The organism is Allobosea sp. CS1GBMeth4, assembly GCF_900185715.1.
In the GTDB taxonomy this organism is placed as follows: Bacteria; Pseudomonadota; Alphaproteobacteria; order Rhizobiales; family Beijerinckiaceae; genus Allobosea.
Window position 1 is genome coordinate 105,313 of the sequence record NZ_FYAS01000003.1, and the last position, 24,925, is coordinate 130,237.

25 protein-coding genes are annotated in these 24,925 nt (G+C 68.6%); 13 read left to right on the top strand and 12 right to left on the bottom strand.

What is annotated here, in order from left to right:
* Positions 1 to 138: 138 nt before the first annotated feature.
* The gene (locus CS1GBM4_RS01850) at positions 139 to 1,494 is read right to left on the bottom strand and encodes an HlyD family type I secretion periplasmic adaptor subunit (RefSeq protein ID WP_186416979.1); all 1,356 of its coding nucleotides are present in this window, start codon (positions 1,492 to 1,494) and stop codon (positions 139 to 141) included.
* Positions 1,491 to 3,233 carry a type I secretion system permease/ATPase gene (locus CS1GBM4_RS01855; RefSeq protein ID WP_186416980.1) on the bottom strand — a complete coding sequence of 581 codons (1,743 nt, stop codon included), beginning with the start codon at positions 3,231 to 3,233 and terminating at the stop codon, positions 1,491 to 1,493. Before CS1GBM4_RS01855 ends, CS1GBM4_RS01850 begins: the two co-directional genes overlap by 4 nt.
* A gap of 393 nt (positions 3,234 to 3,626) precedes the next feature.
* On the opposite strand from CS1GBM4_RS01855, the gene CS1GBM4_RS01860 reads away from it, so the two are divergent.
* Complete coding sequence (locus CS1GBM4_RS01860; RefSeq protein WP_244606999.1) at positions 3,627 to 4,178, top strand: MarR family transcriptional regulator; 552 nt, start codon at positions 3,627 to 3,629, stop codon at positions 4,176 to 4,178.
* Complete coding sequence (locus CS1GBM4_RS01865) at positions 4,127 to 5,344, top strand: glycosyltransferase (RefSeq protein WP_186416982.1); 1,218 nt, start codon at positions 4,127 to 4,129, stop codon at positions 5,342 to 5,344. Before CS1GBM4_RS01860 ends, CS1GBM4_RS01865 begins: the two co-directional genes overlap by 52 nt.
* 81 nt (positions 5,345 to 5,425) lie before the next feature.
* Here the strand turns inward: CS1GBM4_RS01865 and CS1GBM4_RS01870 are convergent, their stop codons facing one another.
* Both CS1GBM4_RS01870 and CS1GBM4_RS01875 read right to left on the bottom strand, forming a co-directional pair.
* Positions 5,426 to 5,908: an OsmC family protein gene (locus tag CS1GBM4_RS01870; RefSeq protein WP_186416983.1), complete on the bottom strand. Its 483-nt coding sequence runs from the start codon at positions 5,906 to 5,908 to the stop codon at positions 5,426 to 5,428.
* Complete coding sequence (locus tag CS1GBM4_RS01875; protein ID WP_186416984.1) at positions 5,908 to 6,567, bottom strand: GntR family transcriptional regulator; 660 nt, start codon at positions 6,565 to 6,567, stop codon at positions 5,908 to 5,910. Before CS1GBM4_RS01875 ends, CS1GBM4_RS01870 begins: the two co-directional genes overlap by 1 nt.
* 111 nt (positions 6,568 to 6,678) lie before the next feature.
* Here CS1GBM4_RS01875 and CS1GBM4_RS01880 point away from each other — a divergent pair, with 111 nt between their 5' ends.
* Positions 6,679 to 8,133: an AMP nucleosidase gene (locus tag CS1GBM4_RS01880; RefSeq protein WP_186416985.1), complete on the top strand. Its 1,455-nt coding sequence runs from the start codon at positions 6,679 to 6,681 to the stop codon at positions 8,131 to 8,133.
* A gap of 116 nt (positions 8,134 to 8,249) precedes the next feature.
* On the opposite strand, the gene CS1GBM4_RS01885 is transcribed toward CS1GBM4_RS01880, so the two are convergent.
* From CS1GBM4_RS01885 to CS1GBM4_RS01895, 3 genes are read right to left on the bottom strand one after another with little or no spacing between them, the layout of a single operon-like run.
* Entirely contained in the window at positions 8,250 to 8,867 is a 618-nt protein-coding gene (locus tag CS1GBM4_RS01885; protein ID WP_186416986.1) for an Isoquinoline 1-oxidoreductase subunit, read from the bottom strand.
* Entirely contained in the window at positions 8,867 to 11,041 is a 2,175-nt protein-coding gene (locus CS1GBM4_RS01890) for a xanthine dehydrogenase family protein molybdopterin-binding subunit (RefSeq protein ID WP_186416987.1), read from the bottom strand. The genes CS1GBM4_RS01885 and CS1GBM4_RS01890 overlap by 1 nt, the downstream gene beginning before the upstream one ends.
* A gap of 3 nt (positions 11,042 to 11,044) precedes the next feature.
* On the bottom strand, positions 11,045 to 11,506 hold the full coding sequence (locus CS1GBM4_RS01895) for a (2Fe-2S)-binding protein (RefSeq protein WP_186416988.1): 462 nt from the start codon (positions 11,504 to 11,506) through the stop codon (positions 11,045 to 11,047).
* Here CS1GBM4_RS01895 and CS1GBM4_RS01900 point away from each other — a divergent pair.
* From CS1GBM4_RS01900 to CS1GBM4_RS01925, 6 genes are all read left to right on the top strand, one after another.
* Positions 11,498 to 12,475: a TetR/AcrR family transcriptional regulator gene (locus CS1GBM4_RS01900; RefSeq protein ID WP_186416989.1), complete on the top strand. Its 978-nt coding sequence runs from the start codon at positions 11,498 to 11,500 to the stop codon at positions 12,473 to 12,475. The genes CS1GBM4_RS01895 and CS1GBM4_RS01900 overlap by 9 nt on opposite strands.
* Before the next feature lie 176 nt (positions 12,476 to 12,651).
* The gene (locus CS1GBM4_RS01905; protein WP_186416990.1) at positions 12,652 to 13,416 is read left to right on the top strand and encodes an ABC transporter ATP-binding protein; all 765 of its coding nucleotides are present in this window, start codon (positions 12,652 to 12,654) and stop codon (positions 13,414 to 13,416) included.
* On the top strand, positions 13,406 to 14,161 hold the full coding sequence (locus CS1GBM4_RS01910; RefSeq protein WP_186416991.1) for an ABC transporter ATP-binding protein: 756 nt from the start codon (positions 13,406 to 13,408) through the stop codon (positions 14,159 to 14,161). The genes CS1GBM4_RS01905 and CS1GBM4_RS01910 overlap by 11 nt, the downstream gene beginning before the upstream one ends.
* A 57-nt stretch (positions 14,162 to 14,218) precedes the next feature.
* Positions 14,219 to 15,424 (top strand): ABC transporter substrate-binding protein, encoded by a 1,206-nt coding sequence (locus CS1GBM4_RS01915; protein ID WP_186416992.1) that lies wholly within the window; start codon positions 14,219 to 14,221, stop codon positions 15,422 to 15,424.
* A gap of 82 nt (positions 15,425 to 15,506) precedes the next feature.
* Positions 15,507 to 16,394 (top strand): branched-chain amino acid ABC transporter permease, encoded by an 888-nt coding sequence (locus CS1GBM4_RS01920; protein WP_186416993.1) that lies wholly within the window; start codon positions 15,507 to 15,509, stop codon positions 16,392 to 16,394.
* 28 nt (positions 16,395 to 16,422) lie between these two features.
* Positions 16,423 to 17,415, top strand: a complete 993-nt coding sequence (locus CS1GBM4_RS01925; RefSeq protein WP_186416994.1) for a branched-chain amino acid ABC transporter permease — start codon at positions 16,423 to 16,425, stop codon at positions 17,413 to 17,415.
* A 7-nt stretch (positions 17,416 to 17,422) separates the two neighbouring features.
* On the opposite strand, the gene CS1GBM4_RS01930 is transcribed toward CS1GBM4_RS01925, so the two are convergent.
* The 4 genes from CS1GBM4_RS01930 to CS1GBM4_RS01945 form a co-directional block, all read right to left on the bottom strand.
* Positions 17,423 to 17,794: a c-type cytochrome gene (locus CS1GBM4_RS01930; RefSeq protein ID WP_186416995.1), complete on the bottom strand. Its 372-nt coding sequence runs from the start codon at positions 17,792 to 17,794 to the stop codon at positions 17,423 to 17,425.
* Positions 17,791 to 18,798: a lyase gene (locus tag CS1GBM4_RS01935; protein WP_186416996.1), complete on the bottom strand. Its 1,008-nt coding sequence runs from the start codon at positions 18,796 to 18,798 to the stop codon at positions 17,791 to 17,793. The genes CS1GBM4_RS01930 and CS1GBM4_RS01935 overlap by 4 nt, the downstream gene beginning before the upstream one ends.
* 193 nt (positions 18,799 to 18,991) lie before the next feature.
* A complete protein-coding gene (locus CS1GBM4_RS01940) occupies positions 18,992 to 19,522 on the bottom strand; it encodes a hydrolase (protein ID WP_186416997.1) in 531 nt (176 codons plus the stop codon).
* Positions 19,523 to 19,527: 5 nt separating this feature from the next.
* A complete protein-coding gene (locus tag CS1GBM4_RS01945; RefSeq protein ID WP_186416998.1) occupies positions 19,528 to 20,160 on the bottom strand; it encodes a TetR/AcrR family transcriptional regulator in 633 nt (210 codons plus the stop codon).
* Positions 20,161 to 20,244: 84 nt separating this feature from the next.
* Between CS1GBM4_RS01945 and CS1GBM4_RS01950 the strand changes: the two genes are divergently transcribed.
* From CS1GBM4_RS01950 to CS1GBM4_RS24415, 3 genes are read left to right on the top strand one after another with little or no spacing between them, the layout of a single operon-like run.
* On the top strand, positions 20,245 to 21,777 hold the full coding sequence (locus CS1GBM4_RS01950; RefSeq protein WP_186416999.1) for a 4-hydroxyphenylacetate 3-hydroxylase N-terminal domain-containing protein: 1,533 nt from the start codon (positions 20,245 to 20,247) through the stop codon (positions 21,775 to 21,777).
* Positions 21,774 to 22,424 carry a hypothetical protein gene (locus CS1GBM4_RS24410; protein ID WP_210201513.1) on the top strand — a complete coding sequence of 217 codons (651 nt, stop codon included), beginning with the start codon at positions 21,774 to 21,776 and terminating at the stop codon, positions 22,422 to 22,424. Before CS1GBM4_RS01950 ends, CS1GBM4_RS24410 begins: the two co-directional genes overlap by 4 nt.
* 9 nt (positions 22,425 to 22,433) lie before the next feature.
* The gene (locus tag CS1GBM4_RS24415) at positions 22,434 to 23,423 is read left to right on the top strand and encodes an acyl-CoA dehydrogenase family protein (RefSeq protein WP_210201514.1); all 990 of its coding nucleotides are present in this window, start codon (positions 22,434 to 22,436) and stop codon (positions 23,421 to 23,423) included.
* 191 nt (positions 23,424 to 23,614) lie between these two features.
* On the opposite strand, the gene CS1GBM4_RS01960 is transcribed toward CS1GBM4_RS24415, so the two are convergent.
* Positions 23,615 to 24,346 carry a thioredoxin family protein gene (locus CS1GBM4_RS01960; RefSeq protein WP_186417000.1) on the bottom strand — a complete coding sequence of 244 codons (732 nt, stop codon included), beginning with the start codon at positions 24,344 to 24,346 and terminating at the stop codon, positions 23,615 to 23,617.
* 68 nt (positions 24,347 to 24,414) lie between these two features.
* On the opposite strand from CS1GBM4_RS01960, the gene CS1GBM4_RS01965 reads away from it, so the two are divergent.
* Positions 24,415 to 24,876: a MarR family transcriptional regulator gene (locus tag CS1GBM4_RS01965; RefSeq protein WP_186417001.1), complete on the top strand. Its 462-nt coding sequence runs from the start codon at positions 24,415 to 24,417 to the stop codon at positions 24,874 to 24,876.
* Positions 24,877 to 24,925 lie beyond the last annotated feature (49 nt).

Below are 24,925 nucleotides of genomic sequence, written 5' to 3' on the forward strand. Positions count from 1 at the left end.
AATATTTTTGTCTTTTAATCTCTTATTGCTTGCGTAATTATACAGCAAAGTTGCTATGACTTTCAAAGTATTTTGTTCGTGATAAGACTCTCTTCGTCTTCACCTTCTATTTTCGCGCGCTAGCCCGACAGATGAAGCTCAATCCTCCCGGAAGGCGCGGTTGAAGCTGTCGCGGAGCGGCGAGAGCAGGTAATCGGCGGCGAAGCGCCTGCCGTTGACGATCAGCACCTCGGCGGCCATGCCGGCGTGCAGGGTCACCTTATTCTCGCTCAGGCTCTCCGGCGTGATCTCGGCGCGGACGACGAAGAAGGCGTTGCCGGTTTTTTCATCGACCAGTTGGTCGGCTGCGACATAGCTGACCTTCGCCAGGAGCGGGGGCAGGAGCCGCGCGTTGAAGGCGGTGAGCCGGACCTGCGTCTCGGCGCCGACGCGGACCGAGTCGATGTCGCGGGGATCGACCTTGGCCTCGACGATCAGCGGCTCCTGCTCGGGCACGATGTCGAGGATCGCCTCGCCGGCGGCGACGACGCTGCCGGCGGTGCGCATGCGGATATTGGCGACGACGCCCTCCTGCGGCGCGGTCACGACCAGCCGGCGCAGCACGTCCTGCGCCTGGACGATGCGCTCGACCACCTCGGAGAGCTGGAGCTGGCTGTCCTGGAGCTCCTTGGCGATCTCGCTCTGGCGATCGAGGCTGATCGCCTTGATCTCGAGCTCGGCGCCGGCGACGGCCTGCTCGGCCTTGGCCTTGCGCGCCGCCATCTCGCCGGCGCGCCCGGTCAGCTCGCTCTGCCGCGTCTGCAGCTCGACGAGCTGGGAGCGCTTGGCGTAGCGCTTCTCGTAGAGGTCGGCGATCGTCCTCACCTCCTCGTCGATCAGCGTGCGCTGGTGGCGCACCGCGTCGATCTGCGCCTGCAACGCCTCGGCCTCGGCCTGATGCTGCTCGATGACGCGCTGCTGGATGCGGGTCTTGCCGTCATAGACCTGGGCGCGGGCGCGGAAGAGCGCACGCTCGGCCTTGACGACCTCGCGCGCGATCGGCGTGGGCGCCTTCTCGATATCGTCGGGAAAATCGATCTGGGCCGCGTCGCTCTGCTCGGCGCGCAGCCGGGCGAGCCGGGCCTCGAGGCCGACGCGCTTGCCTTCGAGCTGCTGCAGCTCGGCGCGGGCGCGGGCGTCCTCCAGCAGGAGCAGCGGCTCGTCCTTGACCACACGCTCGCCCTCGGCCTTGAGCAGGGTCTTGAGGATGCCGCCCTCGAGATGGCTGACGGTCTTGCGCCGGCTGTCGACGATCACGGTGCCCTGCGCGACGGCGGCGTTGTCGAGCCGGGCCGTCACCGCCCAGGCGCCGAAGCCGCCGAAGCCGATCGCGACGGCGGCCACGCCGGCGAGGATCAGGTTGCGCAGCGAAGGCATGCGCTCCTCGGGCTCGGCCTCGGCCTTCAGGGGCACGAGCGCGCGATCGGGCCGGCGCAGCATCGGCAGCTCGTTCATGCGCTCACCTCGCGGACCTGCGGAACCTGCTTCGCCGGATCGAGCTCGACGACGCCGCCGGGGGTGATCATGCCGGCGATGGCAGAGCGCGGGCCGAACTGGGCGACGCGGCCCTCGCGCAGCACCAGGATCTTGTCGACGACCTGCATCACCGAGGGGCGGTGCGCGATCAGGACCACGATCGCACCGCTCTCGCGCGCCGCCTGGATGGCACGGATCAGGCTCTGCTCGCCCTCGGCGTCGAGATTGGCGTTGGGCTCGTCGAGCACGATCAGGCGCGGCATGCCGTAGAGGGCCCGCGCCAGGCCGATGCGCTGGCGCTGACCGCCGGAGAGCTTGAAGTCGCTGTCGGCGACGTTGGTATCGTAGCCGAGCGGCAGACGGCCGATCAGCTCGTGCACGCCGGCGATCCGCGCCGCCTCGAGGATGGCGTGCGGGTCCGGCCTGCGCATGCGGGCGATGTTCTCGGCGATGGTGCCGTCGAGCAGCGAGACCGATTGCGGCAGGTAGCCGACCATGTCGCCGAAGGAGCCGCGCTCCCAGAGATAGGTGTTGTGGCCGTCGAGATAGACGCCGCCGACATTCGGCTTGAGCACGCCGACGAGCAGGCGCGCGAGCGTCGATTTGCCGGCTCCGGACGGCCCGATCAGACCGAGCACCTCCCCCGGAGCGAGCATGAAGGAGACGCCCTTGATCACCGTCTGCTCGCCACCTTTCGGGGCATAGACCAGCCGGTCGATGACGAGGTCGCCCTCCGTCGCCGGCGTCGGGACGCTCTGGCGCTGGGAGCTCTGCGACTGCAGCAGCTCGCGCACACGCTTCCACGCCGCAGCGGCCAGAACCCATTGCCGCCAGTCGGAGATCATCGAATCGAACGGCGCCAGCAGCCGGCCGAGCAGGATGCTCGCCGCCATCAGCGTGCCGGCCGTGACCTCGTGCTTGATGATCAGCACCGCACCCGTCGCATAGATGGCGAGCTGCATGGTCATGCGGCTGGAGCGGGTCACCGCCGCGACGAACTTGCCGCGACGCGTGCCGAGATCGAGATGCTCCAGCATGGCGATCTGCCTGGTGCGCCAGCGGCTGGACAGCGCCGGCAGCATGCCCATCGCCTCGATCGTCTCGGCATGGCGCAGGGTGGAGCTGATCTCGTTGATCGAGGCGACGCCCTCCTCGTTCGCCTCCTTCAGCGCGCGCCGGGTCAGCATGTCGGAGAGGACGCCGAGCAGCAGCAGGATCAGCAGCGAGGCGAGGCCGACGAGGCCGTAGATCCAGTGGAAGGCGAAGAGCACGGCGAGGAAGATCGGCGACCACATCGCCTCCAGCGGCGTCGCGATCGCCGAGCTCGCAACGAAATAGCGGATCTCGTTGAGGTCGCGGATCGCCTGCGTCGCCTGGCCGGATCCCTTTTCGAGCGAGGTCGCGACCGCCGCCTGCAGGGCGGGGAGGTTGAGCCGCCGCGCGAAGATGCTCGCCATCGCCTGGAAGGTGAGCGAGCGGATGAATTCGACCACCCCGTAGAGCGCCAGCCCTCCGACCGCGATCACGAGCAGCATGGTCAGCGTGTCGTAGCTGCGGCTGACGATGACGCGATCCTGGATCTGCATCATGAACAGCGGCACGGTCAGCAGCAGGATGTTCACGCACAGGCTGAGGAAGCCCGCATAGGCCAGCCCGCCGGCGAAAGCGCGCTGGAGCGTTCGAATCAGAACGTCGGCGGACTGGGTCGCAACCTTCATGCGGATCTCCGAATGGGGGCGGCCATCAGAAGGCGCCGAACGCGCCTGAGGCGACAAGGTGAGATGTTCGAGTTATTATGAGGGTGTCACACAACTCGTGTCTATATTATGACAGATGAGAGATTGTGAAATATAGGTATTTATCGAGAATATGGCAGAACGGTGCTATATTTCAAAATTTGAAACAGTTCATGACTATGCCGCAATCAATAAAAACTTAATCCCACCCCATTTGGGGTGGCATGTGCTTTGCGTATAGGCTATTCGTCAACCGAGGAGGCTCGGAGGGCTGACTGCTCATTTCGAGATCAGGCGGAGTAGGGAATGCATCTAAAACCCCATGACGGCGCTCGATTCCTAGGCAATGCCTTCAACGGAGATGCGCGCGACGGCGTGCGCGCTCTCGAACCCGAATCAGGTCCGGCCCGGGCGCCGGTGTCGCAGCTCGATCTCGCCCGGATGATCGAGCGGGTCAGCCGGCGCTTCCTCGACTATCTCAGGCTGGAGCTCAGCAAGCTCGGCGTCGACGACATCTCGCCGTCGCAAGTGATGGTGCTGTTCACGATCGGCTCGGGCGAGATCGCGGTGCGCGACCTGCTCGACCGCGGCCACTATGTCGGCTCGAACGCTTCCTACAATCTCAAGCAGCTGGTCGAGAGCGGCTATCTGGAGCGCGGGGCCTCGCCGCGTGACCGCCGCCTCGCCCGGATTTCGCTCTCGCCGAAGGGGCAGCTCCTCGTCGAGCGATTGAAGCTCCTCGACGAGACCAGCCAGTTCGGCCAGGGCCTCGACATCGACATCGAGGCCGACCTCCAGACCACCCACGACACCTTGCGCCGCCTCGAACAATGGTGGGGCGACGCGCTGCGTTACGGCGGGATCCTGCTGGCCTCATGCACGTCCTATTCGTTCATCGTTCAGGATCTGGTCAGTTCGCTCACCTGATCGCGCGCCTCGTCGCCGATGGCGGCGAGGTGACGCTGGTGACGGAGAGGCCCGAGCCCGAGCGCCCAGGAATCAGGCAGATCGCCTATGCCGTCGGCGAGCCGGCGACGGCGCATGCGACGCTGGCGGCGACCGACTATCATGTCCGCACCGGCGAGGCGGTCGCGGCGGAGCTGACGCGGCTGCGCCGGCACGACCGCCCCGACGCGATCGTCGGCCATGTCGGCTGGGGCGGCATGCTCTTCGCCAAGGACGCGATGCCGGGCGTGCCGCTGATCGGCTATTGCGAGTATTTCTACAACGCCGCCGGCTCGGATCTCGATTTCGACCCGGCCTTCACCGTGCCGGAGGCGGAGCGGCGCCGGATCCGCATGCGCAACGCCGCGCAGCTGGTGACGCTGCAGACGCTCGACTTCGCCTATGCGCCGACCCGCTGGCAGCAGCAGCAATACCCGCGCGCGCTGCAGCAGCGCATCGCGGTCTGCCATGACGGCATCGACGTCCAGCTCTGCCGGCCCGATGCGCAGGCGGCCTTCACCCTCCCGGACGGACGCGTGCTGCGCCCCGGCGATCCCGTGGTCACCTTCGCGGCCCGCGACCTCGACCCCTATCGCGGCTACCCGCAATTCATGCGGGCGGCGGCGCGGATCGCGGAGGCGCGGCCGGAGGCGCTGTTCGTCGCGGTGGGCGGCGATGGCGCCGGCTATGGCCGGCCGCGCCCCGATGGCCGGCTCTGGCGCGAGGTCATGCTCGAGGAGACCGGGCTCGGGGACCGGATCGTCCACCTCCCCTGGCTGGCCCATGCCGACCTGGTCAGGCTGTTCCAGGTCTCGGCCGCCCATGTCTATCTGAGCGTCCCCTTCGTGCTGTCCTGGTCGCTGCTGGAGGCGATGGCCTGCGGCGCGCTGATCGTCGGCTCGGCGACGCCGCCGGTCCAGGAGGTGGTCCGGCACGGCGTCAACGGTCTGCTCGCGCCCTTCTTCGACGAGGCGAGGCTGGCGAAGACGGTGATCGCGGCGCTCGACAGAGGGCCCGAACTGACGCCGCTGCGGACGGCCGCGCGCCAGACCGTCGCCGCACGCTACGAGCGGGAGGCCTGCGTCGATCGCCAGCTCGGCTTCATCGGCAGGCTCGTCGCCGATGACGATCTCCTGGCGGCGCAGTAGCGGGCGTTCCGATCCCGCCGGGTCCTCACGATCGCCAGCGGCGATCAGCGATCGAGACGAGTCGCTCCGCGGCGCAAGCTTTCAGCCTGTCGCCTCATAGGCCCAGCTGCCTTCGGTCGCGATCGCCGAACGGACCGAATTGGCCAGGAAGCAGTTCGCATGCGCGTCGTGATGCAACGCCTGCACGGCGGCCTCGTCCGGCGCCTGCGGGCCGCCGAAGACGACATGCGGCCTGAGCGTCACGGTCGCGACCCATTCCTTGCCCTCGGCGTTCTTCAGCATCACGCCCTCGGCGGCGTCGGCATAGCTGTCGATCCGGAAGCCGCGCAGCGCCGCCAGATTGAGGAACCAGAGCATGTGGCAGCTCGACAGGGCGGCGACGTAGGCCTCCTCCGGATCGACATTGGCCGGATCGGAGAAGGGCGCGCGCACCACATGCGGCGAGCTCGAGGCCGGCACCTCCAGGCCGCCGTCGAAGCGCCAGCGATGGGCACGGCTGTAGCGGTTGTCGACGAAGACCTCGTCGCCGCGCTGCCAGGTGATCGTCGCGCCATGCGTCGCCATCAGCTCTCTCCCTGTCCGGCGCAGGCCGCGAGCACGACCGCGCGCGTTGCCTGCAGATGTCCTTCGAGAATGGTCCCGGCCGCCGCCGCGTCGCCCGCCGCGACGGCGGCGATCAGCTGGCGGTGCTCGTCGGCCCAGCCCTGCTTGCGCGAGCGGGGCCCGAGCGCTTGCACGCTGAACCGGTCGATCGGCGCGCGCAGCTGGCGGAACAGGGCAAGGCTGCGCGGGCGCTGCGCCGGCCCGTAGAGCGCCTGGTGGAAGGCGATGTCCCCGGCGATCCAGCCGAGCCGGTCATCGGCATCGTCCAGCGCATCCTGCAACCGCTTCAGCTCGCGCAGCGAGCGCTGGTCGTGCCGGCCGAGCGCCCGCGCCAGCAAATCGCCCTCGATCATCAGCCTGAGATCGAACAGCTCGTCGATCTCCTCGGGCCGCGGCCGGCTGACCCGCGCGCCGCGATAATGCGCGACCTCGAGCAGGCCCTCGCTCTGCAACTGCGCCAGCGCCTCGCGCACCGGGATGCGGCTGACGCCGTATTCGGCGGCGATCTGCTCCTGGCGCAGAAGTTCGCCCGGACGCCACCGCCCGGCATCGATCGCCTCGCGCAGGCGCCCGGCAAGCGCGGACGCGGTCGTGGCCGGGGCGAGGCGGGCTGTCGTCATAGGATAATTGTATCCGAAATTCGGGCAGCCGCAAGCAGCCTCGGTTCGGCGCTGTTGTCAGGGCCTCGCCGGGCCCGCTACAAGCAGCCCGAACGAGAGGTTCGTTCGCGCATGACATTCGAGATCGCCGCCACACCGCGTGAGGCCGTCGACCGGCTGGAGCTGCTGTACGGCCAGGCGCGGACGGCGCTGCGCAACGATCTGCAGCGCTTCTTCCTGACGGCGCAGCCGCCGACCCCGGAGGAGCGGACGCTCTACCGCTACCCGATGCTGCGCGTCACCTACGAGCCGTCCAAGCTGCCGACGGCGACGCGGCGCGGTTATGCGAAATTCGCCATGCCCGGCGTCTACTCGACCACGGTGACGCAGCCGGCCGAGTTCCGCGCCTATCTGCTCGACCAGCTCCAGCCGCTGGTCGAGGATTATGGCGCGACGATCGAGACGGGCATCAGCAACCAGGAGATCCCCTACCCCTACGCACTCGACGGCGGCGACGAGCTCGGCCGCGGCACGGTCACAGCCGCAGAGCTCGCCCGGCATTTTCCGACGCCGCTGCTGGCGCTGGTCGGCGACGAGATCGCCGACGGCACGTTCGAGATCGTCGAGGGCGAGCCGCGGCCGCTCTCGCTGTTCGACGCCGTCCGGGTCGACTACTCGCTGCGGCGGCTGGTCCACTACACCGGTACGGACTGGCGCGCCGTGCAGCCCTGGGTGCTGCTGACCAACTACCACCGCTATGTCGACCAGTTCGTCCGCCTCGCCCTGGCCGAGATCGAGGCCGGCACCGCGCAGGCCCTGATCGCGCCGGGCGGCATCCGCATCGACCGCGACGGCATCGACGTCAGCGCCGCCGAGCGGGTGATGTCGGCGCCCTGGCACCGCTTCCAGATGCCGGCCTATCACCTGGTCCGGACGGAAGGCGAGGGCGTCACTTTGGTCAATATCGGCGTCGGCCCCTCCAACGCCAAGAACATCACCGACCATCTCGCGGTGCTGCGGCCCAATTGCTGGCTGATGGTCGGCCATTGCGGCGGCCTGCGGCAGACGCAGATCATCGGGGACTACGTGCTCGCCCATGCCTATCTCCGGCAGGACGGCATCCTCGACGAGCTGGTGCCGCCCGACGTGCCGATCCCGGCGCTGGCCGAGGTCCAGGTCGCGCTGCAGCAAGCGGCCGCCGAGGTGACCGGCGAGAAGGGCGACCGGCTGAAGCAGCGCCTGCGCACCGGAACCGTCGTCACCCAGGACGACCGCAACTGGGAGCTGCGCTGGAGCAAGGAGCGCAAGCGCATCAACCTGTCGCGCGCCATCGCGATCGACATGGAATCAGGCACCATCGCGGCGCAGGGCTACCGGCTGCGCGTGCCCTACGGCACCCTGCTCTGCGTCTCCGACAAGCCGCTCCATGGCGAGATCAAGCTGCCGGGCGCCGCCAACGCCTTCTACGAGCGCGCCGTCGGCGAGCATCTCAAGATCGGCCTCGCCGCGCTGGAGAAGCTCAAGGAGGCGGGCGCCTCGATCCACTCGCGCAAGCTCAGGAGCTTCGACGAGCCGCCGTTCCGATAGCTTGCCGGCCCTTCCCGTCATTGCGAGGAACGTAGCGACGAAGCAATCCAGGAGTGGCAGGGCGCAGCGCCAGGTCCTCCTGGATTGCTTCGCTGCGCTCGCAATGACGGCAGCGCCTACACCGCCGGGCAGGCCGCCCCGCTATCGACCCAGGCCTGCATCAATTCGCCGAACTGCGCATTCGTGCCCGGCGCCGGTTCGCGGCCTTTGCCGGGATTCCAGCCCCAGAGCACCAGCGTGTCGGCGGTGACATGCCTGACGATCGCCGCGAGGTCGCGGCTGCCATTGCGGTTCAGGTCCTTGAGCTGCTCGCAGATCTGGCCGAGCGTCCTGCCTTCCCAGGCCATCGCGGCCGGGGCGAGTGCCCAGTGACCGTCGCCAGGGATGCCGGCCGGGTCGAAATTCTGCTTGCCGTGGCAGGTGGCGCAGGCGAGGCCCGGCGCGCCATGCCCGTCCTTGCCGCGCACCACCATCGGCTGATGCAGCCGCCGCGCATCGCCCTGGCGCGGCCGCTCCGTTGCCGGATGACAGTTCACGCAGCGCGGATGCAGCAGCACCTTGCCGATCTCGTTGAACAGCGCGACCGAGCGGTCGCGCTGATCGGCGATGCCGGCGAAGCTCGACGCCGGACGCAGATCGGCGCCCGGCTGCGGCGCCGGCGCCGACTGCGCCAGCGCGGATGCCGCGCCGAGCAGCAGTGCCGCGGCCGCGGCAGCGCCGGCCCGCCCCGGCATCACACGCTTCCCCCGACCATCGGCAACGAGAGCGGCCGCTCGCGCCCGAGCCGCGCCAGCGCGTTGGCGACCGCCGGGCCGATCGGCGGCACGCCGGGCTCGCCGACGCCGGTCGGCTTCTCGCTCGAGGGCACGATCGCGACCTCGATCTCCGGCATCTCGTTGATGCGCAGCGAGCGGTAGCTGTCGAAATTGGTCTGGACCGGCCGGCCCTGGTCGAGCGTCAGCTCGCCATAGAGGACATGGCCGAGCCCGAAGCCGATACCACCCTCGATCTGCGCCCGGATGATGTCGGGATTGACCGCGACCCCGCAATCGATGGCGCACCAGACCTTGTGCACCTTGGGTTCGCCGCCCTCGCCGAGCGAGACCTCGGCGATCTGCGCGACATAGGAGCCGAAGCTCTCGACCACGCCGACACCGCGGGCCCGGCCGCCGACCGGGCCCGGCCCGTTCCATTTCGCCAGGTCCGCCACCGCCTTGAGCACAGTGGCGAGGCGCTGCTGCTTGCCCATCAGGGCGAGCCGCCCCGCGACCGGATCCTGCCCGGCCTCCTGCAGCAGCCGGTCGACGAAGCACTCGACCGCGTAGCCGGTATGGGTGTGGCCGACCGAGCGCCACCAGAGGGTCGGCACGCCGACATCGACCGTGTGCAGATCGCAACGAAAATCGGCGATCTCGTAGGGCAGCTCGCTGGCGCCCTCGACCATCACCGGATCGACCCCGTCCTTGATCATCGCCTCGAAGGGCGAGCCCTTCAGGAAGGACTGGCCGACGATCGCGGCGCTCCAGGCGGTGATCCTGCCATCCTTCAGCACGCCGCGCATGCGGTGCAGGAAGAGCGGGCGGTAATAGCCGCCGGAGAGGTCGTCCTCGCGGGTGCGCACCAGCTTGACCGGACGGTTCGGCCCGATCGCCTTCGCCGCCTCGGCGAGCTCGGCCGCGAGCTCGGAGGTCGGCTGCGCCCGGCGCCCGAAGCTCCCGCCGCCGAGCAGGGTCTCGACCCGGACCTTTTCCGGACCGAGGCCGAGCACCTTGGCGATGACCTGGTGGTCGATGGTCTGGAGCTGGCTGCCGAGCCGCGCGAGCGCACCCTGCCCGTTCCATTCGAGATAGCCGTCGAGCGGCTCCATCGGCGCGTGGGCCAGATAGGGGAAGACGAACTCGGCCTCGATCACCTTGTCGGCCCTGGCGAGCACCGCTTCGGCGTCGCCATGCCGGCCGGCGACGGTGCCCTCCGTGCGCGCGAGCCTGCGATACTCGGCGATCAGTTCGCGGCTGCCCCGCGTCTCGGCGCCGCTCTCGTCCCAGGCGACCTTCAGCGCCTCGCGGCCCTTCAGCGCCGGCCAGGTCCCGGTGGCATAGACGGCGACACCGGACGGAATCTGCCTGACGTCGACGACGCCCTTGACCTTCCTGGCCTCGGTGGCGTCGAAGGAGGCGACCTTGCCACCGAAGCGCGGCGGCCGGGCGACGACCACGGTCAGCATGTCCGGCGTGCGGATGTCGATGGTGAACTGCGCCTTGCCGGTCGACTTGCCGAGGCTGTCGAGGCGGGGGGTCGTGCCGTCCTTGCCGATCAGTTTGAACCGAGCGGGATCCTTGAGCGGGACCTCGGCCGGGGCCTGCAGCCTGGAGGCGGCCTCGGCGAACTCGCCGAAACGGCCCTGCTTGCCGGAAGCGTGCTTCAGCACGCCCCTCTCGACCGTGATCTCGGCCGCCGGAACCTTCCAGGCCTGCGCCGCCGCCTGCACCAGCATGGCGCGCGCCGTGGCGCCGGCCCTGCGCATCTGCTCGAAGGAATTGGCGATCGCGGTGGAGCCGCCGGTGCCCTGGATGCCGAAGGCGAGGTTGGCGTAGAGCTTGGCGTCGGCCGGAGCGTGCTCGGCCCGCATCTGGCCCCAGTCGGCGTCGAGCTCCTCGGCGACGAGCGTGGCGAGGCCGGTGAACGGGCCCTGGCCGAACTCGATATGCTTGACCAGCACCGTGACCGTGTCGTCGGCAGCGATCCGGACGAAGGCGTTCGGCGCGAAGGCGGCGGCGCCGCCGGGGCTGAAGACCTGCGCGGCGCCGGATTGCGCCCGGCCGGCCTGCGGCAGGCTGAGCCCGATGACGAGGGCGCCGGCGCCCTTGAGCAGGTTGCGGCGCGAAAGCGAGATGTCGTGCGCGGTCATGGCTCAGCCCTCCAAGGTGCGTGCGGCGTCGTGGATCGCGGCGCGGATGCGCACATAGGTGGTGCAGCGGCAGAGATTGCCGGTCATGGCGAGATCGATGTCGCGGTCGGTCGGCTTGCGGATCTCCTTGAGCAGCGCGATCGCGCTCATCACCTGGCCTGACTGGCAATAGCCGCATTGCGGCACGTCATGCTTGACCCAGGCCGCCTGAACGGCCTCGGCCTCCTTGCCGGCAAGCGCCTCGATGGTGGTGATCCTGGCATCGCCGACGGCCGAGACCGGCAGCGAGCAGGAGCGCAAGGGCTGGCCGTCCATGTAGACGGTGCAGGCGCCGCATTGGGCGACTCCGCAGCCGAATTTGGTGCCGGTCAGGCCGAGATTGTCGCGCAGGACCCAGAGAAGCGGGGTGTCGTCGTCGACATCGACGCGGTGCGTCGTTCCGTTGACGTTGATCGAATGAACCATGGCGGCCTCGCGGGATGGCTGGACGCCGCGCGGCACCATGGTCGCCGGATCGAGGCTTGCTCGCAGCATCCGATTCCGAACTCCGCCGCCGACCGAGGTCGGGCGGATGTCCGAAGCGAAACTCTGGAGCCTCTCGGGCTTTCCGGCGTCGTTTTCGATTTCGAAGTTCGCGCCGCGCCTGATATCAAGCGAGGCGGTTTCGAGATCGCGACGCCGGGCCCGTTTCCGACAGGTCGGAACCGGGCGGGCGATCCGTCGTCTGGGGTCGCACGACTAGACGAGTTAGACAATTTGAGTCTAGTTAGGATGGTCGCCGACAGTTTGGATTTTGTCAAGACTGCGATGAGCGACGTGAACGACAGCGCCGCCACGTCCGGCGAGGACGGCAAGGGCCGCATCGAGCAGATCGCGGAAGCGGCCCTGCGCCGTTTCGCCCGCTACGGCTACAAGCGCAGCTCGATGGACGACATCGCGCGCGAGGCCGGCGTCGCTCGCGCCACGCTCTACCTCCATTTCAAAGGCAAGGACGATGTCTTCCGGGCCATGCTCGCCGGCCTCGGCCAGCGTGTCGAAACACGTTGCCGCGAGGTCCTCGCGATGCGGGCGCCTTTCGGCAAGCGGCTGGAAGCGCTGCTCGAGGCCCATCACGGCACTGCCTTCGGCGCGCTCGGGGCCGGCGAGCATCTCGGCGAGCTCAAGGCGGTGATGCTCAGCATCGCGGGGGCGGAGCTGGCCGCGTTCGAGGCGATCTTCGTCGGCTTCGCCCGCCGCCTGTTCGAGGAGGCCGATGGGCGTGGCGAGATCGCCATCGCGCGCAGCGGACTGCCGCTCGACACGCTGATCGCGACCCTGCTGCGTGCCACGGCCGGGGCGAAATATGGCGAGCTGCCCTCCTGCGAGCAGTATCTGCTCCGCCTGCGCGAGATCGCCACCGTCTTTGCCGCCGCCGTGGCCCCTCCCGCGCCTTGAGCCCAAGGCCAGGGCCGACAGCCCGTTCGGCGTAAGTCTTTCGTCTAACGACGCCGGCCCCGCTGGCGGGCGCAGCCGGTCCGCGCACGCCCGCGCCGTTGACATGGTCGATATGCGCGGTGCAGCATGCCGCCCGGGGAAACGAACAAACCAAAAATGGCCAAGGTTAAGGGTGGATGTCTGAGGATATTATTCTGTCGACATCAGGCCTGACGAAGCAATTTGCCGGCTTCACTGCCGTCAACAGCGTCGATCTGAAGGTCAAACGCGGATCGATTCATGCCCTGATCGGTCCCAACGGAGCAGGCAAGACGACCTGCTTCAACCTGCTGACGAAGTTCCTGCCGCCGACACGGGGGCAGATCGTCTACAATGGGCGCGACATCACGCGAGAGAAGCCGGCGGAGATCGCGCGGCTCGGCCTGGTGCGCTCATTCCAGATCTCGGCCGTGTTTCCGCAGCTCTCGGTCAAGACCAATGTCCGCGTCGCGCTGCAGCGCAAGCGTGGCGACAGCTTCGATTTCTGGCGCTCGGAGAAGGTGCTCGGCTCGCTCGACGCCGAGGCGCTGGGCCTCGTCGACGCGGTCGGGCTCTCGGCCTTCGCCGAGCTGCCGGCCGGCGAGCTCTCCTATGGCCGCAAGCGCGCGCTGGAGATCGCGACGACGCTCGCGCTCGACCCGGAGATGCTGCTGCTCGACGAGCCGATGGCCGGGATGGGCCGCGAGGATATCGAGCGCATCGAGGCGCTGATCCGCAAGGTCTCGAAGGACCGCACCATCCTGATGGTGGAGCACAACCTGTCCGTGGTCGCCTCGCTCTGCGACCGCATCACCGTGCTCGCCCGCGGCCAGGTCCTGGCCGAGGGCGACTACGCCACCGTCTCGAAGGATCCGCGCGTGGTCGAGGCCTATATCGGATCGGGGGTCGGCCATGGTCACTGAGACCGCCGCCGGAACGGTGGAGCGCCCGGCCGCGGCCGCGCCCGGCGCGCCGTTGCTGGCGGTGCGCGGCCTCGAGGCCTGGTATGGCGAGAGCCATGTCCTGCACGGCATCAACCTCGATGTCGGCGAGGGCGAGGTGGTGACGCTGCTCGGCCGCAACGGCGCCGGCAAGACCACGACGCTGAAATCGATCATGGGCGTGATCGGCAAGCGCAGGGGCTCGGTCACCTTCGCCGGGCAGGAGACGATCCAGCTGCCCTCGCGCGCGATCGCGCGGCTCGGCATCGGCTATGTGCCGGAGGAGCGCGGCATCTACTCGACCCTCTCGGTCGAGGAGAACCTGATGCTGCCGCCGCAGGTGAAGCCGGGCGGGCTCTCGACCCAGCAGATCTTCACGCTCTTCCCCAACCTCAAGGAGCGGCTGCGCAGCCAGGGCACGAAGCTCTCCGGCGGCGAGCAGCAGATGCTGGCGATCGGGCGCATCCTGCGCACCGGGGCCAACCTGCTGCTGCTCGACGAGCCGACCGAGGGGCTCGCGCCGGTCATCATCGACCAGATCGGCGCCACGATCCGCATGCTGAAGAACCAGGGCTTCACCATCGTCCTGGTCGAGCAGAACTTCCGCTTCGCCCAGACCGTCGCCGACCGCCATTACGTCGTCGAGCAGGGCAAGGTCATCGACATGATCCCGAACGCAGAGCTCGACGCCAATATCGACAAGCTCCACGGCTATCTCGGAGTGTGAGGCACGGCGTCCAACAAGAACCGCAAGCCAGGCAGAGATTTCCCAGGGAGAGAAGACATGAAGCTCAGGACATTGCTCGCGGCCACGGCGCTCGGCGCGCTGATGGCGGCCCCGGCGCTGGCGCAGCAGCTCTCGGTCAAGATCGGCGTGCTCAACGACCGCTCCGGCCTCTACTCCGACATCACCGGCGAGGGCTCGGTGATCGCCGCGCGCCTCGCGGTCGAGGACTTCAAGGCGGCCGAGAAGGGCCTCAAGGTCGAGATCGTCTCGGCCGACCATCAGAACAAGCCCGATGTCGGCTCGACCATCGCCCGGCAGTGGTACGATCAGGACGGCGTCGACGTGATCATGGACGTGCCGACCTCCTCGGTCGCGCTGGCGATCAACCAGATCACCCGCGAGAAGAACAAGATCCACATCAACTCCGGCGCGGCCTCCTCCGATCTGACCGGCAAGGCCTGCTCGCCCAACACGGTGCACTGGACCTACGACACCTATGCGCTTGCCCAGGGCACCGGCGGTGCCATGGTCAAGGCCGGCGGCGACAGCTGGTTCTTCCTGACCGCCGACTATGCCTTCGGCCACGCGCTCGAGCGCGACACGGCCGCCGTCGTGACCAAGGCCGGCGGCAAGGTCCTCGGCGCGGTCCGCACCCCCTTCCCGGGCACCGACTTCTCCTCCTTCCTGCTGCAGGCGCAGGCCTCCAAGGCCAAGGTCGTCGGCCTCGCCAATGCCGGCGGCGACACGATCAACTCGATCAAGCAGGCCGGCGAGTTCGGCATCGTCGCCGGCGGGCAGAAGCTCGGCGGGCTGCTCGTCTTCATCAACGACGTGCATGCGCTCGGCCTGCAGACGGCGCAGGGCCTGGTCCTGACCGAATCCTTCTACTGGGATCTGAACGACCAGACCCGCGCCTGGTCGGACCGCTACGCCAAGCTGGCCGGCGGCAAGAAGCCTTCGATGATTCAGGCCGGCGTCTATGCCGGCCTGCTGCACTATCTCAAGGCGGTCGAGGCCACCAAGGGCAAGGACCCGGCGGCGGTGATGGCCAAGATGAAGGAGATGCCGACCGACGACCCGCTCTTCGGCAAGGGCTCCGTCCGTGCCGACGGCCGCAAGATGCACGACATGTATCTGTTCGAGGTCAAGAAGCCGTCGGAATCGAAGGGGCCCTGGGACTATTACAAGCAGGTCGCGATGCTGAAGGCCGACGAGGCTTTCAAGCCGCTTTCCGAGAGCGAGTGCCCGCTCGTCAAGAAGTGACGGCCGGGCAAGCCAGCCGACACGACGCACTCTGCCGGGGCCGAGGCGGCCCCGGACCAGCTTTCACGGAACGGTCGATCGCATGTTCGAGCTCTTGGGTGTCCCGCCGCAGGCCCTGTTCGGTCAGCTCCTGCTCGGCCTGATCAACGGCTCGTTCTACGCGATCCTCAGCCTCGGGCTGGCGGTGATCTTCGGGCTGCTCAACATCATCAACTTCACCCATGGCGCCCAGTACATGATGGGCGCCTTCGTCGCCTGGATGTGCCTGAACTATCTCGGCATCAACTATTGGGCGGCGCTGCTGCTGGCGCCGATCGTCGTCGGCGCCAGCGGCGTGGTGATCGAGCGCTTCCTGTTGAAGCGCATCGCCCATGTCGACCATCTCTACGGCCTGCTGCTGACCTTCGGCCTGGCGCTGATCATCCAGGGCCTGTTCCGCAACCAGTACGGCTCGTCGGGCCTGCCCTACCAGATCCCGGCCGAGCTGCGTGGCGGCACCAATCTCGGCTTCATGTTCCTGCCGACCTATCGCGGCTGGGTGGTCATCGCCTCGCTCATCGTCTGTCTCGCCACCTGGTTCATGATCGAGAAGACCAAGCTCGGCTCCTACCTGCGCGCCGCCACCGAGAACCCGACGCTGACCCAGGCCTTCGGCATCAACGTACCGCTGCTGGTGACGCTGACCTACGGCTTCGGCGTCGCGCTCGCCGCCTTCGCCGGCGTGCTGGCGGCGCCGATCTATTCGGTCAATCCGAACATGGGCGCCGACCTGATCATCGTCGTCTTCGCGGTGGTGGTGATCGGCGGCATGGGCTCGATCATGGGCGCGATCGTCACCGGCTTCTCGCTCGGCCTCGTCGAAGGCCTGACCAAGGTGTTCTATCCGGAAGCCTCGGCGACCGTGATCTTCATCATCATGGCGATCGTGCTCCTGGTGAAGCCGGCCGGCCTGTTCGGGCGGGCCGCGTGAGCGCCGCCGCCCTCGCGAGGAGTTGAAGATGGCAGACATCGCTTCCACCGACGCTTCCGCCGCCGGCCTCGCCATCGCCGAGACCGACGACAGCACCGCCCGGCTGCATCGCAACCTGTTCATCGGCATCGCCGTCGTGCTCGCGATAGCGCCCTTCGTCGCCTATCCCGTCTTCGTGATGAAGGTCCTGTGCTTCGCGCTGTTCGCGCTCGCCTTCAACCTGCTGCTCGGCTATGGCGGCCTGCTCTCCTTCGGCCACGCCGCCTATTTCGGCATGGCGAGCTATGTCAGCGCCTATACGGCCAAGCATTGGGGCCTGACGCCCGAGCTCGCCATCGTCGCCGGCACCGGGGTCGCGGCGATCCTCGGCCTGGCCTTCGGCTCGCTCGCCATCCGCCGCCAGGGCATCTACTTCGCCATGATCACGCTGGCGCTGGCGCAGATGGCCTTCTTCTTCTCGCTGCAGACGCCGCGCTTCACCGGCGGCGAGGACGGCATCCAGGCGGTGCCGCGCGGCAAGCTGCTCGGACTCGTCAGCCTCGCCGACGACCGCACGCTCTATTGGCTCGTCGCCGCGATCTTCCTCGGCGGGCTGCTGCTGATCTATCGCATCATCCATTCGCCCTTCGGACAGGTCTGCAAGGCGATCCGCGACAACGAACCGCGCGCCATCTCGCTCGGCTACCGCGCCAACCGCTACAAGCTCGCCGTCTTCGTGCTCTCGGCCGGGCTCGCCGGGCTCGCCGGCGCCACCAAGGCGATCGTCTTCCAGCTCGCCTCGCTCACCGACGTGCACTGGTCGATGTCCGGCGAAGTCGTGCTGATGACGCTGGTCGGCGGACTCGGCACCGTCTTCGGCCCGATCGTCGGGGCGCTGGTCATCGTCTCCATGCAGAATTTCCTGGCGACGCTCGGGGCCTGGGTCACCGTAGTGCAGGGCGTGATCTTCGTCGCCTGCGTCCTGCTCTTCCGCGAGGGCATCCTCGGCCTCGTCGCGAAATGGATCAGGAAGCCGCTGTGAGGCGCGGCTACCGGCCGAGCAGATAGTCCGCCACGGCCGCCCGATCCGCCTGGCCCAGCCCGGCGGGCGGGCTCATCCAGCCGCCGGGCACGACGGCATCGGGGTCGGCGAGATAGGCGATGAGGCGGTCCCTGTTCCAGACCAGCCCGCGCGCCTGCGCGGCCCTGAACGCCGGCGAATAGTCGAAGCCGGCCGCCGCGCCGAGCGGGCGCCCGTTCAGCCCGGCGAGATGCGGGCCGGCCATGCCGGGCCTGGCGGGATCGAGGCTGTGGCAGGCCTGGCAGGCCCGGAAGACGACGGCCCCGGCCGGCTCCTGCGCATCGGCCCGGGCGGCCAGGGCCGAGGCCAGCGCGACAAGCGCCGCGAGCGGTGCCCTCACGCCGGCTTCACCGTCTGGATGCGCACCAGCCGGTTGGTGCCGCTCTCGCCGCCCCAGGCCTCGCCGGTGCGCCCGTCCATCTGCCGGACATTGGCGCCCGGCCGGTCGCTCGGGAAGCTGTTGAACTCCTCGCTCAGCGGGTCGAAGCGGACGATGCTGTTGAGGGCGAAATCGGTGAGCCAGACCTTGTCGGCGTCGTCGACATAGACCGAATAGGTCCGCGGCTTCTGGCCGGGCAGCTTCCAGCCCTTCCAGCTGCCGCTCTCGGGATCGTAGGACGAGACCTGGCCCGAGTTCCATTCGCTGACCCAGATCCGGTTCTTCGAATCCGACCAGACGCGACGCGCGCCCTGCCCCTCGGTCGGCGGATCGACCACGGTGAAGGCTGCGGTCTGCGTGTTGATCCGGGCGATGTAGTTGCCGGCGAGCGAGGCGAACCAGATCTCGCCCGCGGGCGTGCGCGTCATGCCATAAGGGCCGGCGCCGCGCGGCGCATCGAAGATCTCCATCTTGCCCGATGCCGGCTCGAGCCGGCCGACGATGCCGTTCTGGCCGGTGAACCAGAGGATGCCGGCCTTGTCGAAGACCGGCGTGTTGAGATTGGCGCGCTCGCGCCCCTGGGGCAGCCTGAACAGATCGACCTTGAAGGTCTTGTCGTCGACGCGGGCGATGGCGTTCTGGCCGCCCTCGGTGACCCAGGCGGCACCGTCCGGCCCACGCACCACGCCATGCGGGGCGGCGCCGTCGCCGAGCGGGATCACCTGGGTCTGCCCGGTGCGCGGGTCGAAGCGGCCGAGCACGCCGTTGCGCTGGCCGCAGACCCAGATGGTGCCGTCGCCGGCATCGGTCACGTCGCGCGAGCCCTTGATCTCCGGCACCTCGAAATAGGTGACGATGAACGGGTTGCCGGGCTGCGGCTGCCCGGTCGCGCGCGCGCTGCGCAGGACGAGATTCGGTGCGGCAAGGCCGGCAATGCCGAATTTCAGGAATGATCGGCGCAGCATCGGCGTCTCCTTTCGGTGTCGGCCGCTGGATGATCAGCCTCGGTGCCGCATCCGTAAACCGACAACTTCGTGAAACTGTGGCCGGCGTCGCGCGGTTCCCTCGCCGCGAATCATGTCTCCCGCCGGCTTTCCGCCGGAACGGCCGCCCGCACGCCATGGCCCCGCGACCGGCACCTGGCAGGACGGAGCGGGATTACCGGATCAACCTCGCCGCGGCGCGGAACTGGGGATGCTCGGCGGTGCGCAGCCATTCGAATACCACCATCTCAGTGGTGACGATCTCCGCGCCGTTCCGCTCCAGCCGGCGCAGGCCGACCTCCTTGCTTTCGGGCGCGCGCGAGCCGACCGCGTCCTGCACCACGAGCACGCGGCGCTTGTATTCGAGCAGGGAGAGCGCGGTCTGGCCGACGCAGACATGCGCCTCGCAGCCGCAGAGGATGAGGTCGTCGTCGCCGGCGATGGCGTCGAGAAAGGCGGGAGCAGCGCAGGAATCGAAGCTCATCTTGGCGATCGCCGGCGCGGCCCCGGCGAGCTCGGGAACCGTCGCGCCGAGCCCGGCGGGATTCTGCTCCGTCATCACGATCGGCACGTCGAGGAGCCTCGCCGCCTCGACGAGCCTGACGGCATTGGCGAGCAGGCGCGGCCCGTCATGGATCGCCGGCATCAGACGGGCCTGGAAATCGATGACGACGAGACGGGCCCGCCTGGCATTCATCAGATGCATCGCACTCACCTCCGCGACAGCCGGTCGAGCTCGGTTTCCAGATGGCGCTCCATCAGCGCACGCGGCGAGGCGCCGAACATGCGGATGCGCCGGGTATGCGCCAGCAACAGCACGCCGGCAGCATGGGCGAAGGCATCGGCGGTGATCAAGCCGGCCCGCGCCGCATCGGCGCCCAGGGCGAGCGCGGCGTCCCGGACCGGCGCGAGCGCCGCCTCCAGCGCCTCGTTCAGCGCCCTGTCGCGCTCGCGGCCGAGGCCATGCGGGCGCATGCCGCCCCGGAACAGGTAGAAGCCGAGATCGAGATCGCGCGGGTTCTCCGCATAGAAATCGAAGAAGGCGAGCGCGGCGGCGCGAAAGCGCTCGGCCGGGGTGCCTGCGGTCGCGACGGCCGCATCGACCGCCGCCTGCAGCGCGGCGAGCGAGCGGCCGAGCACCTCGGCATAGAGCGCCTCCTTCGAATCGAAGTGGAAATAGAGCGCCGCCGGCGTGTAGCCGGCCTGCGCCGCGATGGCCCGCAGCGACGCGCCCTCCAGCCCCTCGCGCTCGAAGACCGTGCGCGCCGCGGCGAGGATGCCCTCGCGCTTGGCCTCCGTCGCGGCGTAGCGGCCGCGCTTCCGGCCCGCCTGTCCCTCGCTCACCGTCGGTCCGCTCCCACTGACTTGACGAAAATCTAACGCCGTTCGACTTTAGCCGCAACGACAAGCACTCGGGAGGAGGCCGCCATGCTGATGGACGCCGCCGGCTATCGCGAATCCCTGCGCGCCTATTGTCCGCGCGTCTTCGTCAACGGGCAACGGATCGAGGGCGTCGCCGATGCGCCCCTGCTGCTGCCGGGCATCGCCGGCATCGGCGTGACCTACGACCTCGCGCATGACGAGGCCTGCCGGCCGATCATGACGGCGCTGCAAGGCTCCTCCGGCCGGACCGTCAACCGCATGCTCCATATCGACGCCTCCTCCAGCGATCTCCTCGCCAAGCTCGAAGCGGTGCGCCTGGTCTGCCGGATCTCCGGCTGCGCCCAGCGCTATCTGACGCACGACGCCTTCAACGGCATCCTCCAGGCGACGGCCCGGGCCGACGCCAATCACGGCACCGACTATCGCGATCGCTTCCTCGCCTACATGCACCGCATCCAGGACGAGGACCTGACCTGCGGCGTGGCGATGACCGACGCCAAGGGCGACCGCTCGCGGCGGCCGGGCCTGCAGGCCAATCGCGATTCTTACGTCCACATCAAGGAGCGCCGGCCGGACGGCATCGTCATCCGCGGCACCAAGGCGATCGTCACCGGCGCGCCTTACGTCCACGAGTTCCTGGTGATGCCCTGCCGCACCCACGCCAAGGGCGACGAGGATTTCGCCCTGTGCTGCGCCGTGCCCTGCGATGCGGAAGGGATCACCATCGTGGCGCGCCCGGCCGGACGGCCGGGCGATCCGGCGGCGAAGTTCTCGGCGAAATACGGGCAGTCGACCGGCGCGGTGATGTTCGACGACGTCTTCGTGCCCTGGGACCGGGTGTTCATGGCCGGCGAGACCGAGGAGGCCGGCTATCTCACCACCAGCTACGCCACCCATCACCGCCATAGCTGCATCGCCGCCCGGGCCGGCTTCGGCGACCTGCTGATCGGCGCCGGCGCGCTGATGACCCAGGCCAACGGCCTCGATGCCGACAGGCACGCCCATATCCGCGAGCAGCTGGTCGAGCTGATCACCATCACCGAGAGCGTCTTCGCCTGCGGCGTCGCGGCCTCCGTCTACTGCCAGAAGGACGCCTCGGGGGTTGCGATGCCGGACGCAGTTTTCGCCAATATCGGCAAGCTGCTCCTGGCTACCAGAATCTACGACATGCACCGCATCGCCCATTACGTCTCCGGCGGCCTCGTCGTCGCCCTGCCCGGCCCGGACGAGGACCACAATCCCGAGACCTCGGCCTCGCTCGCGGCCGTGCTCACGGGGCGGCCGGACATCCCCTATGAGCAGCGCGTGGAGGTCGCCCGCCTCATCGAGGACCTCACCGTCTCCAAGGAGGCCGGCTGGTATTCGGTGATCTCGCTGCATGGCGGCGGCTCGCCCGAGGCGATGAAGCGCGAGATCTGGCGCAACTATCCGGTGATGGACAAGGTCGCGCTGGTCGAGAGCCTGCTCGATCGCGGCGTGCTCGCCGACGGCTCGCGCGTCAGCAAGCAGCCCGGCCGCTGCTGCGTCACCGGCTGCGAGGTGCCTGAACGCATGACGACGCAGGAGGCGGCGGAATGACCATTCACGCCCACGCCACCCATCAGGTCCTCAACCAGGCGCGGCCCGCCACCGGGTGGAACGCCTTCTCCGGCGATGCGGTGCTGCAGGGGGTGGTGGCGCGCGGCGCAGCCTGGGTCGCGGACAAGGCGGCCGCGCTCGGAGCCCAGGCCGGCGATGGCGAAGTGCAGGAGCTCGCCCGCCTCGCCAACCGCCACGGTCCGGAGCTCCGGACACATGACCGCTACGGCAATCGCGTCGACTGGGTCGAGTTCCACCCGGCCTGGCACGAGCTGATGGGCCTCGCCTTCGCCCATCAGGTGCCCTCACTCGCCTGGACGACGACGCAGCCGAGCGGCCATCTCGCCCGTGCGGTGATGTCCTATCTCTTGAACCAGATCGAGCATGGCGTCGGCTGCCCGACGGGCATGACCTATGCCGCCTTCCCCGGCCTCGCCCAGCCGGAGTTCGCGCTCTGGCGGCAGAGGATCACGTCGGGGCGCTACGACAAGCGTCCGCTGCCGGTGGCGCAGAAGACCGGCGCCAGCATCGGCTATGCGATGACCGAGAAGCAGGGCGGCTCGGACCTGCGCCAGACCCAGACCACGGCGCGCTTCCTCGAGGAGACGCGCGAGGGCCGGGTCTATCTGATCACCGGCCACAAATAGTTCTTCTCGGTGCCGCAATCGGACGGGTTCTTCACCCTGGCGCGGACCGAAAGCGGGGTCTCTTGCCTGTTCTGCCCCGGCTTCCTGCCCGATGGCAGCCGCAACCGGCTGCAGATCCAGCGCCTCAAGGACAAGGCAGGCAACCGCTCGAACGCCTCCTCCGAGGTCGAGTTCCGCGACTGCCTCGGCTGGCTGGTCGGCGAGGAGGGGGCGGGCATCAAGGAAATCCTCAGCCACGCCCATCTGACGCGGCTCGATTTCGCCGTCGGTTCGGCCGGGCTGATGCGCCAGGCGCTGACGCTGGCGCTGAACCATGCCCAGTCCCGCCGAGGCTTCGGCTCGGCGCTGGCCGAGCAGCCGATGATGACCAACATCCTCGCCGATCTCGCCATCGACTCGGAAGCCTCGACGCTGATGGCCTTCCGCGTCGCCGCCGCGACCGATGCGATGGAAACGAGCGAGCAGGAGCGCCATCTCGCCCGCGTCACCACGCCGCTGGCGAAGTTCTGGAACTGCAAGCGCGCCGCCGCCTTCGTCGTCGAGGCACTGGAATGCCATGGCGGCAACGGCTTCATCGAGGAGAACCCGATGGCGCGGCTCTATCGCGAAGCTCCGCTCAACGCGATCTGGGAGGGCACCTCGAACATGATGTGCATGGACGTGCTGCGCGCCTTCAACCGCGAGCCGCGCACCAGGGAGGCCTTCATGACCGAAGTCGGCGCCGCGCGCGGCGCCAATCGCGCCCTCGACCGCTGGCTCGACCGGCTCGGCGACGAAGCGGCGAAGCCGCGCAACGACGACGGCCATGGCCGCCGCCTCGCCGATCTCATGGCCTATGCGCTGCAGGCGTCGGAGCTGAGCAAGCATGCCGACGAGGCGGTGTTCGAGACGTTCTGCCGGTCGCGGCTCGACGCCGACTGGGGCTATGTCTTCGGCACGCTCGATCCCGCGCCGGAGCTGGCGGGGATCATGCGGCGGGCGACGGTCGCCCTGGGCTAGCTGTCATTGCGAGCGCAGCTAAGCAATCCAGTGGGACGTCGAGCTCTGCCGCACCTGGATTGCTTCGTCGCATCCGCTCCTCGCAATGACGCCAGGCTGCCGGACTACCGGAAAAACACGCGCCCCAAGCCCGTTCCCTGCCGGGAGCGGGCATCCCACCGACCCTATGCGCGTGATCCGGCTCGCAGCGCTCAGGCGGCGCAGCAGGCGTGAGCCTTCGGCTCGTCGCCGTATTCGTCGTGGCGCTTGACGAAGCTCAGCGTCGAGGTCTCGTTGCGGCCCTTCGGCGCGCGGTCGAGGATCATCAGCGTCGTCAGCATCTCCTCGCCGCCGCGGGCATAGGACGAGTAGGTGTGGAAGACCTCACCGGCCTCGTCGCGGACGAAGGCGCTGAAGCCGGGCAGCTCGTCATGCGCCTGCTCCGACGGGGTGCGCGTGAAATTGTAGAGCACCGCGCCCTCGGCCAGCTCATCCTTGCTGAAGGAGACGTGATAGTCGCGGTTGAACGCGCTGCCGAAGGACGAGACCCAGGGCACCGCCCAGCCCATGCGCGCCCGGTAGGCCTCGATCCTGGCGAGCGGCGCGCGCGAGACCATGACGAGCGTGACGTCGTGATGGTTGAGATGCGCCAGCGTGCCGTCGAAATGGTCGGCCATGAAGGAGCAGCCGGGACAGCCCGCCTCCCAGTCCGGCCCGAACATGAAATGGTAGATCACGAGCTGGCTGCGGCCGTCGAACAGATCCGCGAGCGTCCTCCTGCCCGCTTGCGTGTCGAAGACGTAGGTCCCGTCGACCTTGACCCAGGGCAGCGCCAGCCGCTCGGCATTGACCTCGTCCCGCAAGCGTGTGAGCGCCTTCTCGCGGGCGAGCAGGGCCTTGCGCGCCTCCAGCCATTCGGACCGGGAAACAACCTGATGCTCCATCATCGCCTCCTTGCAGCATCCAGCCCCTCAGCCTAAATTCATTCTGTTGATATCAACATATCTGAACGATGTCAAAATCTCCTGAAGCCCCGCACGACTCCGTCCCCTTCGCCACCACGCTGCATGTGCGCGACCATTGCCTGTGCCTGCATGTCCAGCGCGCGGCGCGGGCGCTGGCGCGGCTCTTCGACGAGGCGCTGCGCCCTGTCGAGCTGACCAACCAGCAATTCTCCCTGCTGATGTCGCTGAACCGGCCGGAGCCGCCGCCGATCGGCCCGGTCGCCAACCTGCTCGGCCTGGACCGCACCACGCTGACCGCGGCGCTGAAGCCGCTCGAGCGCCGCGGCCTCGTCGTCGTGACCGCAGGCGAGAAGGACCGCCGCAGCCGGCTCCTGGCGATCACGCCGGAGGGGCTTGCCCTGCTGGCGCGGGCCCTGCCGATCTGGCGGCGCACGCATGAAGCGCTCGATGCCCGCCTCGACGCCGCCGGCCCGGTCGACCTCCGGCAGGCGCTGCTGACGCTGTCATAGCCGCGCTGAACCGCGCGCAATAGCAAGACTGGTCGAGGGACAAGCTCCG

Coding starts and splice junctions, on each gene's coding strand:
- CS1GBM4_RS01850 (WP_186416979.1), bottom strand. CDS start 1,494: ATGAACGAGCTGCCGATGCTGCGCCGGCCCGATCGCGCGCTCGTGCCC.
- CS1GBM4_RS01855 (WP_186416980.1), bottom strand. CDS start 3,233: ATGAAGGTTGCGACCCAGTCCGCCGACGTTCTGATTCGAACGCTCCAG.
- CS1GBM4_RS01865 (WP_186416982.1), top strand. CDS start 4,127: ATGCACGTCCTATTCGTTCATCGTTCAGGATCTGGTCAGTTCGCTCAC.
- CS1GBM4_RS01870 (WP_186416983.1), bottom strand. CDS start 5,908: ATGGCGACGCATGGCGCGACGATCACCTGGCAGCGCGGCGACGAGGTC.
- CS1GBM4_RS01875 (WP_186416984.1), bottom strand. CDS start 6,567: ATGACGACAGCCCGCCTCGCCCCGGCCACGACCGCGTCCGCGCTTGCC.
- CS1GBM4_RS01880 (WP_186416985.1), top strand. CDS start 6,679: ATGACATTCGAGATCGCCGCCACACCGCGTGAGGCCGTCGACCGGCTG.
- CS1GBM4_RS01885 (WP_186416986.1), bottom strand. CDS start 8,867: ATGCCGGGGCGGGCCGGCGCTGCCGCGGCCGCGGCACTGCTGCTCGGC.
- CS1GBM4_RS01890 (WP_186416987.1), bottom strand. CDS start 11,041: ATGACCGCGCACGACATCTCGCTTTCGCGCCGCAACCTGCTCAAGGGC.
- CS1GBM4_RS01900 (WP_186416989.1), top strand. CDS start 11,498: ATGAACCATGGCGGCCTCGCGGGATGGCTGGACGCCGCGCGGCACCAT.
- CS1GBM4_RS01895 (WP_186416988.1), bottom strand. CDS start 11,506: ATGGTTCATTCGATCAACGTCAACGGAACGACGCACCGCGTCGATGTC.
- CS1GBM4_RS01905 (WP_186416990.1), top strand. CDS start 12,652: ATGTCTGAGGATATTATTCTGTCGACATCAGGCCTGACGAAGCAATTT.
- CS1GBM4_RS01910 (WP_186416991.1), top strand. CDS start 13,406: ATGGTCACTGAGACCGCCGCCGGAACGGTGGAGCGCCCGGCCGCGGCC.
- CS1GBM4_RS01915 (WP_186416992.1), top strand. CDS start 14,219: ATGAAGCTCAGGACATTGCTCGCGGCCACGGCGCTCGGCGCGCTGATG.
- CS1GBM4_RS01920 (WP_186416993.1), top strand. CDS start 15,507: ATGTTCGAGCTCTTGGGTGTCCCGCCGCAGGCCCTGTTCGGTCAGCTC.
- CS1GBM4_RS01925 (WP_186416994.1), top strand. CDS start 16,423: ATGGCAGACATCGCTTCCACCGACGCTTCCGCCGCCGGCCTCGCCATC.
- CS1GBM4_RS01935 (WP_186416996.1), bottom strand. CDS start 18,798: ATGCTGCGCCGATCATTCCTGAAATTCGGCATTGCCGGCCTTGCCGCA.
- CS1GBM4_RS01940 (WP_186416997.1), bottom strand. CDS start 19,522: ATGCATCTGATGAATGCCAGGCGGGCCCGTCTCGTCGTCATCGATTTC.
- CS1GBM4_RS01950 (WP_186416999.1), top strand. CDS start 20,245: ATGCTGATGGACGCCGCCGGCTATCGCGAATCCCTGCGCGCCTATTGT.
- CS1GBM4_RS24410 (WP_210201513.1), top strand. CDS start 21,774: ATGACCATTCACGCCCACGCCACCCATCAGGTCCTCAACCAGGCGCGG.
- CS1GBM4_RS01960 (WP_186417000.1), bottom strand. CDS start 24,346: ATGGAGCATCAGGTTGTTTCCCGGTCCGAATGGCTGGAGGCGCGCAAG.
- CS1GBM4_RS01965 (WP_186417001.1), top strand. CDS start 24,415: ATGTCAAAATCTCCTGAAGCCCCGCACGACTCCGTCCCCTTCGCCACC.